The sequence below is a fragment of the Microcoleus sp. LEGE 07076 genome (genome assembly GCF_015207455.1).
Taxonomy (GTDB): domain Bacteria; phylum Cyanobacteriota; class Cyanobacteriia; order Cyanobacteriales; family Microcoleaceae; genus Microcoleus.
Genome location: NZ_JADEWV010000281.1, coordinates 1 through 6,034, shown reverse-complemented (window position 1 = coordinate 6,034; position 6,034 = coordinate 1). Strand labels below are relative to the sequence as shown.

6 protein-coding genes and 2 pseudogenes are annotated in these 6,034 nt (G+C 47.4%); 5 read left to right on the top strand and 3 right to left on the bottom strand.

The genetic code is table 11. The features are described 5' to 3' along the window. Positions 1 to 568, top strand: a pseudogene (locus IQ270_RS27105) (alpha/beta hydrolase); the annotation flags it as partial. 160 nt (positions 569 to 728) lie between these two features. Further along, positions 729 to 1,715 carry an aldo/keto reductase gene (locus tag IQ270_RS27100; protein ID WP_193976254.1) on the top strand — a complete coding sequence of 329 codons (987 nt, stop codon included), beginning with the start codon at positions 729 to 731 and terminating at the stop codon, positions 1,713 to 1,715. 148 nt (positions 1,716 to 1,863) lie between these two features. Here IQ270_RS27100 and IQ270_RS27095 read toward each other — a convergent pair whose 3' ends face one another. From IQ270_RS27095 to IQ270_RS27085, 3 genes are all read right to left on the bottom strand, one after another. Then, a complete protein-coding gene (locus IQ270_RS27095; RefSeq protein WP_193976253.1) occupies positions 1,864 to 2,001 on the bottom strand; it encodes a hypothetical protein in 138 nt (45 codons plus the stop codon). 108 nt (positions 2,002 to 2,109) lie between these two features. After that, complete coding sequence (locus IQ270_RS27090) at positions 2,110 to 3,801, bottom strand: transglutaminase domain-containing protein (protein ID WP_193976252.1); 1,692 nt, start codon at positions 3,799 to 3,801, stop codon at positions 2,110 to 2,112. Between the two features lies 1 nt (position 3,802). Continuing rightward, a complete protein-coding gene (locus IQ270_RS27085) occupies positions 3,803 to 3,940 on the bottom strand; it encodes a hypothetical protein (protein WP_193976251.1) in 138 nt (45 codons plus the stop codon). 381 nt (positions 3,941 to 4,321) lie between these two features. Between IQ270_RS27085 and IQ270_RS27080 the strand changes: the two genes are divergently transcribed. The 3 genes and pseudogenes from IQ270_RS27080 to IQ270_RS27075 form a co-directional block, all read left to right on the top strand. Beyond that, positions 4,322 to 5,182 (top strand): DUF928 domain-containing protein, encoded by an 861-nt coding sequence (locus IQ270_RS27080; RefSeq protein WP_193976250.1) that lies wholly within the window; start codon positions 4,322 to 4,324, stop codon positions 5,180 to 5,182. A 187-nt stretch (positions 5,183 to 5,369) separates the two neighbouring features. Next, entirely contained in the window at positions 5,370 to 5,495 is a 126-nt protein-coding gene (locus IQ270_RS32085; RefSeq protein ID WP_255532490.1) for a hypothetical protein, read from the top strand. Positions 5,496 to 5,590: 95 nt separating this feature from the next. Beyond that, positions 5,591 to 6,034: pseudogene (locus tag IQ270_RS27075) on the top strand (ShlB/FhaC/HecB family hemolysin secretion/activation protein); the annotation flags it as partial.

Below are 6,034 nucleotides of genomic sequence, written 5' to 3'. Positions count from 1 at the left end.
CGCCGCCTTGTGCGTAGCCGCCCAGCGTCCCGAATCAGCCGCCGGACTGATCTTAATCAACAGCGCCGGCCCCTTCAGCGAACCGCAGCCCGCACCCGAAGCCCCGCCCCTGCAAAAAGCCATATCTGCGGTAGCTAAAACCTTATTTCAGCAAGATTGGGCAAGCTTTCTGCTGTTCCAGTACGTGCGCCAGCGATCGACAATTCGGAAAACCCTAGAAAAAGTTTATCTCGACCAAAGCGCCGTCACAGACCAATTAGTAGAAGAAATTTACCTTCCCTCCTGCGATCCCGGTGCCCCCAAAGTATTCGCCTCTGTATTCCGAACACCTCAAGGCGAAAAAATCGACGTATTGCTGAGTCAATTAACCAGCCCGCTGCTTATGCTGTGGGGAGAAGGCGATCCGTGGATGAACTCCACAGACAGAAGCGCCAAATTTCGCCAACACTATCGGCAGTTGACAGAACACTTTATCAAAGCCGGTCACTGTCCCCACGACGAAGTACCCGAACAGATTAACGAACTGATTCGCGGATGGATAATTGACAAGGGCATCGGGCATTGTTAAGTGTTGACGGTTGACTGTTGGCTGTTGACTGTTGACTGTTGACTGAGTGAGAGGGCGGGCACTCACAGGCACCGCCCCTACTGACTACTGACTAATGACTGATGACTTCATTTAATTTTCTGGTTAATCTCAAGTCAAACATTCTGACGAGACGGAAATCATGACAAGTAAAAAAACTCGCCGCAATTTTATATTCAGCAGTATAGCTGTTGCCGGGGGCATTGCAGCGGCTCACGCGATCGACCGCCCGGATCGGGAAACAGCAGCCGCACCCAACAATCAAGCGGCCGCCACAGTCAAAATGCCAGAACGAGTTTTAGGCAAAACCGCAGTGAAAGTGCCGATTTTTGGTTTGGGTGGGGCAGGACAAACACCGCTGTCGCAGCCGGGAAGAGAAGCAGAAGCGGCGGCGCAAATTGAACGCGCGATCGAACTCGGCATTCGCTATTTTGACACGGCGGCCGACTACGGGCCCAGCGAAGAAAACTTAGGCAAAGTTTTGCCACAATCTCGATCGCGCCTATTCTTAGCGACAAAAACCGCCGCCAGAGACAGAGACGGCGCGTGGAGAGATTTAGAGCGATCGCTCAAAAGATTGAAAACCGATCGGCTAGACTTATGGCAACTCCACCACGTTTCATTCACAACTGAATTAGACCAAATTTTCAGTACCAAAGGAGCAATAAAGGCGATCGAAGAAGCCAAACAGCAAAAAATAATTCGTTTTTCCGGCATCACCGGACACCACGAACCCGCTATCATTGCCGCCGGCTTGCAGCGCTATCCTTTTGACACAACATTAATCTCCCTCAACGCCGCCGAAAAACACCACCCGCGCTCATTTACAGCCAACGCTTTACCAGTCGCCAAAGCCAAAAACATCGGCGTAATTGCCATGAAAATACCAGCTTACGGCAAGTTATTTCAGAACGGTGTTTTAGATGGAATGCACCAAGCAATGGGTTATACGCTTTCACTCCCGGGCGTGCACTGCTGCGTCATCGCCGCCGACTCAGTAAAGCAATTAGAAGAAAACTTGAAAGTCGCCCAAGCATTCAAACCTTTGAGCAAAGTAGAAATGGCAGCAATTGAGAAGCGCACTGCCGCCGCTTGGCAAGAAAATACATTTTTCCGACAGTGGACTTAAACTCCCCAATCCAAAATTCCCTTTTTCATCTGTGTTTATTGTGGCGCGGGCGTCCCGCCCGTGAATCCTACAAACCTCTAAAGGCGACCTACTTGGGTCGCCTTATTCAAGATCATAAAAAATGAAATTTGTCAACAGCAAATAGCGACTATTTTTTCCGTTTAGCCTGATCTAACCGCCGGCGATCGCGCCACTCAACCGTCGTCAAATAAGCGACCCCACCAGTAACAGTCACCAGCAGTACAAAAGCCACTAAAACGAGAACATTAGCAATCGAAAATTCCACAACCCATCTTCCTCTGATTTTACATTTTCTACTTTCGATTTTAGATTAAAAATGTTAACAATTAACAGTTGAATGTGGACTGCTAACTGTTAACTGTTAACACTCTCTTCAAATCGCTGGCAACTCTTCCAAAATTGTAAACCGGACATGATTAATTGCCAAAGTCCCCACGGAAACATCCTCCTTCTTCAAAGGAACACCCCCGCTGGTGAGGCTTTGAAACCGAATTCCCTTGCCAATTTCTACGTGATACCAAGCCAAGCCCATAAAAAACCGCAAAGGATAAGGGCCTCTGTCTTGAATGTCATCTGGATTAGATTCCATCGGCACCCAGCCAAAGCCGGGAATGTAAAACTCTAGCCAAACATGATTGAAATCCGGTTCCAGCGACACACCTTTTCTGTCAGCAAAAGCCGGACACTTGTAACGCCCGATCGTGCGGCAAGCAATCCGGTTCAACCTTGCCAAAGCCAACAGCAACCCTACGTACTCGCCGCAAGAACCAATGCCGCGCCGCAGTACAACATCGGGAGTGTCAATGTGAGGTCTAATTCCGTATGAGAGTTGGTCGTAAACAAAATTACGAATACTCAGTAACTGTCTGAGAATATTAGTTTCTGTGCCGATGGAGGCCACAGCAGCCGATCGCACAATCTCCGTATCCATCGCCAAATTATCATTATCCACCAAATACTTAGCTTGAAACTCCGGTGACAGTTTGGGAATTTTTTCGACATCTTGAGGCGACAACTGATACTTAATCGATCGAACTTCTAACAAAGCCTTCCAGCCAAAAATTCGGCGTTCGCCCGCCCGCAGCCGATCGAACTTAAACACCGCTACCCGTTCCCCCTCCACAATTTCCTCAGTAAAAGGCATCCCGACAGGCGTAATTTTCCTGACCTTTTGCCGGTGAGTTTCCGAAGGTAAAGCAATCCGCCACTCCAAATTATCGATTTCTACCTCATCCAGAGGAGACAGTTCTTCCACATAAGACATTTCCATCAAAAACCCGTTTGACAAAGCGTAGCATTCGGCCTCATTGTAGTGAAAATACAAAGGCTGAATAAAAGTGCGATTGCGCTTCGTCAACTGAAAAGGATCTTCGGAATTAGGGTCATCTCGGATGTAAAGTTCCTCCCCCGCATAAGCGACGTACAAAACATCTTCTCCGGTCTCCGAATTTTTGTCAAAAGCCAAACCCGAAGGATTTTCAAAGGGAGTCAAAACGCTAAACTTAATTTCTCCTGTTGCCCTTTCCAAACAGTAAACACTTTGCTCAGTTTTGTCACAAACCCAAATTTCCTCATCCCGGACAGTAATATTTTCTACTCCAATACCCGGAGCAAAAAACCGAGTTATTTCTCTACCAGTTTTGCAGTCAAAAACCAGAATATATCCCAATCTCTGGCAAGTCATGTAAAGCGTAGATTTCCAAACCGCAATCCCGTCAACCGGATAAGAAAGCGAAACAAAATGTTCCGGTTTGAGTTGGGCGATCGCCCCATCCCGAATTGCCCCCGGACACCAACAAATATCCTGACCTCGCGAAAACCAGAGAGTATCTTCCCAAATAGCCAGTCCGGTTGCACCCGCAAACTTAGCCGTTTGATAAGGATTCAAAACAGTAGTGTTGTCAGTTTCTCGATCGATCTCCAATAGCAGCCCTTCGGCGCGATCGACAGCGAACAACCTATTTCCCAAAAAAGCAATACCGTGCAGTGCCAAGACGCCGATCGGTCTGACCATCCGCAGCCCCGAAGGCTGTTTGTGCGAGATAACTGGTGAATCGAGATTCATGCTAAATTTCTTGCCGAGATTGTACAGAAAACTTCACTTGTAACTTGTAGCCGATCGCTTGAGGTTCACCAGCAAAATTGCCGAGATTCCTGATATCCATGATTGACGCATCAACCGAGATTTTTACAAAAAGACGCATTCTAGCCGTAGACCACAGTTCAAAAACTCCGAATATTACTCATTGTCAACATTGGGTTTAAGCTGTTGTGCATTTAAACTATATGTCAAAAAACAATTAAAGTCTTGTGGGGTGTCGGGCCCGCCCTGAACATACAATGTTTATTTGTCCGACAGCTTAACAAGGTGAACCCAACCTGCTGCTGTGAATTTAAGTAAGTATAACTACTAAACTACCACTGAAAAACGCTACACAGAATTCCATCTCCGTCAAAGCAGGCAAATTAATCGTATCTGGCTAAAGATATAAATTAAGTACAACAGATTACTATATGCGCCAAAACCTTAGGTAGAATAAAAACGTGCGATCGAGTTCTTAGGTTCATCAGAAGGCAGGTTCATCATGTCTAGGAAGTCTGCTCTCAACACCAGTGCCCTTTCCTTAATTATGTCTTTACAGGCAGTTGGCACCGGTAGTTTTTTCACACCAGCCGAGGCTCTAAACAGCCCCGCAAACGGCGTCCACCGCCCGTCACAACCGCAGCTACCCCTCAACTGGCAAACAGTTCAACCCCCCGGAATCACCGGAAGCAGAGCCAACAGCCAGCGACCCGGAGCCACTTGGAATAACTTTCAACCGCCGGAGCAGGGAGTACCCGGAAGGCGGGAAGGGGGAGGAACCCGAGGCTTAGTCTGCCCCACTCCGATCACTGCCTTGATTCCCCAATCAACTATGGGGCAAACCATATCAGCAAAGCCCACATTTTTCTACTACCTCCCTGCAGCCGTTGACAAAACAGTTCAGTTTGAGTTAGCAGACGAAATGGACAAAACAGTATACAAAAAAAGTTTTCGGATGGTAACTAGCCGTGGCGGTATCGTTAGCGTCAGCCTCGGCTCCGACGGCAACTCGCCAGCCCTGGAAGTTGGCAAAAACTATCAATGGTACTTTACTATCAAATGCAACCCACAAAGCCATACAGATGATGTTCTCGTTTCCGGGTGGATCAACCGCACCGCACTCGCCCCAACAGTCAAAACACAGTTGGACCGATCGCCGGACCGTCGCGCCAAGCTCAGCATCTTAGCCCAACAAGGTCTCTGGTACGAATACCTGGCAACCCTAGCTCAATTGCGTATGGAGTCTCCCAGCGATGCCAGTTTAGCGCTCAAGTGGTCCGAAGTTTTGACCTCAGTCGAACTAGGCAAAATCGCCCAAGCACCATTAGTCGCCAGTGAATTAACACCCATAAGCAAAAAATAATTCCAGATTAGTTTCACTCAAAGAATGCAACGGTAGGTCAAAACCGCCAAACCCCCAAATCCCCAAATTCAGCCAGAAAATGGCATGATACCAAATCCGAGTTTGCTATCGGCTCGATCTTCTGACTCTTTTTTTCCTCTTCTGTTGGCGCTTTTGGTCTCGAAAGCGGTTCAATCATCAAGGGGGTATGTTACCCGAAAATGGCATGACTTGTGCAGCAAGTACCAAAAACCAGGTTGCAAGCGCAGTATTTGTCGGCGCCACAGATGATTTCTGTGGCGTTTCGGGTTTTTTGGTCGATCGTCCTGAATAAATTCAAATTTTTGTGCTAAGAAGCAGGGAGGGTCGGCTTGCCTTTTGAAAACCGGACTCCTAAAATTTATACGGTCAAATTGCGCCTAATGCTAAATGATAAACTGGCAGAGTCAAGCAGCAGACCAACTTATTTTACAGAAATTATTAATTATGCGCCCGAGTGCAAATATTGCAATATTTCAGTTGGGGATTTTACTTCTAACAGCGCTCCCGATCGCTTGCTTTTATCCAAATAAAGCTATATCCCAAACAAACGATATTTCTGAGTTTTTCGCCGTCGCTGACAACTCAGCACATACTGGCCACGAAGCATTAGCACTGCAAAAACAGGAAATCAAGCAAGATGAAACTGCAACAAACTTAAATCAACTCCCCGATTTTCCTCAAAGCAACCCTGAACCAGAAACACAATTGAACCCCGCCGAGAACAGGCATCTTGCCTGTTCCACAATCGATGAAACTGCTTGTGGTGCGGGCATCGCCGCCGAACCAAAAAATCTGGTTGACAACAATCCAAAATGTCAGAACCCCCAAGAT

What these genes read in the sequence shown, in the direction of transcription:
- IQ270_RS27085 (WP_193976251.1), bottom strand. Translation starts at nt 3,940, where the DNA reads ATGCGTCTTTTTGTAAAAATCTCGGTTGATGCGTCAATCATGGATATC.
- IQ270_RS32085 (WP_255532490.1), top strand. Translation starts at nt 5,370, where the DNA reads ATGTTACCCGAAAATGGCATGACTTGTGCAGCAAGTACCAAAAACCAG.
- IQ270_RS27090 (WP_193976252.1), bottom strand. Translation starts at nt 3,801, where the DNA reads ATGAATCTCGATTCACCAGTTATCTCGCACAAACAGCCTTCGGGGCTG.
- IQ270_RS27100 (WP_193976254.1), top strand. Translation starts at nt 729, where the DNA reads ATGACAAGTAAAAAAACTCGCCGCAATTTTATATTCAGCAGTATAGCT.
- IQ270_RS27080 (WP_193976250.1), top strand. Translation starts at nt 4,322, where the DNA reads ATGTCTAGGAAGTCTGCTCTCAACACCAGTGCCCTTTCCTTAATTATG.